Source organism: Oleiphilus sp. HI0132 (assembly GCF_001635845.1).
In genome coordinates, this window is the sequence record NZ_LWGJ01001149.1 from 1 (window position 1) to 1,596 (window position 1,596).

Genomic DNA, 1,596 nt, shown 5'->3' on the forward strand with positions numbered 1-1,596 from the left:
GCGGAGTGGTGCGGCCCTTGTAAAATGATCGCCCCTGTCCTTGAGGAAATTGCTGACGACTATGCTGGCAAGATCAAAATATGTAAGTTAAATATTGATGAGAATGAGCAAACCCCACCTAAATTCAATATTCGTGGCATTCCAACCTTGATGCTATTCAAGAATGGTAATGTTGATGCAACGAAGGTAGGCGCGCTATCAAAATCTCAGTTGACAGCTTTTGTTGACAGCAACTTGTAAGCCCACTAGTTTACGCTTTGCATAGGTGGCACTCTTCTTGGGTGCCACATCGCTACTCTCCTATCAGATTTAGATCTCATGACACTGCAAATTGATGGCGGTATTCTTGCCGGTGGCCTTTCCACTCGTATGGATGGCAAGGACAAGGGACTGCAACTCTATCGACAAAAACCAATGGCCCAGTCTGTTTTTGACTCGCTTCAGCCTTATGTTCGTCGCGTGTTAATCAACTGCAACCGCAATCAAACTCAATATCAAGAAATCAGTCCTCTTGTGTGTTCTGACTCAATCGAAGGCTTCCAAGGTCCTTTGGCAGGACTACACAGCTTGATGTTGAACACTGATGCTGATTATTTGCTTGTCAGCCCCTGTGATACACCCTGCCTTGGACAAGAGTATGGTCAAAAGATGCTCAATATCTTGTACCAAAAACAAGAGCTGTTCCCTGGTCAGCCTTTGATAATCGCATCGAGAGATGAAAACAGAAGCCACCCTCTTCACTTATGCATTTCTACTCAGTTTGTTGATAGCTTGGAAGATGCAATCGTAAACAGGCAAAACCGCGTAATGAAGTGGGTTAAAGATAACGGTGCTATCTGGGTTGATTTCTCAACATCAAGAAATGCTGAAGCCAGTAGCTTTATGAACTTCAATACACTTGAAGAGCTATCTTCTTCTCAAGGCTATTAGCTCTCTCATCAAGAATAAGAAGCTCGGCTGCTTGGGATTAATGCTGAAGTATCTGACTTAAGAATAGTTGTAAGCGGTCAGTTTCTGGGTTTGTAAAGAATTCCTCTGGTGTATTTTGCTCAACAATTTCACCACCATCCATAAATATTACTCTGTCCGCTACACGCTTAGCAAAGCCCATTTCATGAGTAACACAGAGCATCGTCATACCTTCATCAGCTAGCTCAACCATGACATCGAGTACTTCTTTAATCATTTCCGGATCAAGAGCAGAGGTTGGTTCATCGAACAGCATGATTTGAGGTGACATACAAAGAGATCGTGCAATCGCTACACGTTGTTGCTGACCACCCGATAACTGACCCGGGTACTTAAGTGCTTGGTCTGGAATCTTCACTCGCTCCAGATACTTCATTGCAATCGCTTCGGCTTCCTCTTTGGGTTTTTTCTGTACCCAAATTGGCCCAAGCGTCAGGTTTTCTAAAATGCTCAAATGGGGAAACAGATTGAAGTGCTGAAAAACCATACCGACTTCACGACGGATCGCTTCGATATTCTTAACGTCTTCGATCATCTCAACACCATTCACAACCAAAGACCCTCTTTGAAACTCTTCCAGTCGGTTGATACAACGAATCATCGTCGATTTACCTGAACCAGATGGTC

The 1,596-nt window shown here is 43.8% G+C and carries 3 protein-coding genes; 2 read left to right on the plus strand and 1 reads right to left on the minus strand.

The genetic code is table 11. The features are described 5' to 3' along the window. Positions 1-240 (plus strand): thioredoxin (gene trxA / locus A3766_RS15810; RefSeq protein WP_068642485.1); only part of this gene is annotated, 240 nt, incomplete at its 5' end. A 78-nt stretch (positions 241-318) separates the two neighbouring features. Then, positions 319-930, plus strand: a complete 612-nt coding sequence (mobA, locus tag A3766_RS15815) for a molybdenum cofactor guanylyltransferase MobA (protein ID WP_068509986.1) — start codon at positions 319-321, stop codon at positions 928-930. Positions 931-967: 37 nt separating this feature from the next. On the opposite strand, the gene A3766_RS15820 is transcribed toward mobA, so the two are convergent. After that, positions 968-1,596, minus strand: a 629-nt coding sequence (locus A3766_RS15820; protein WP_068642487.1) for an amino acid ABC transporter ATP-binding protein, incomplete at its 5' end; no start/stop codon positions are given.

Excerpts from the sequence above, each read along its gene's own strand:
- mobA (WP_068509986.1), top strand. The coding sequence starts at position 319 with ATGACACTGCAAATTGATGGCGGTATTCTTGCCGGTGGCCTTTCCACT.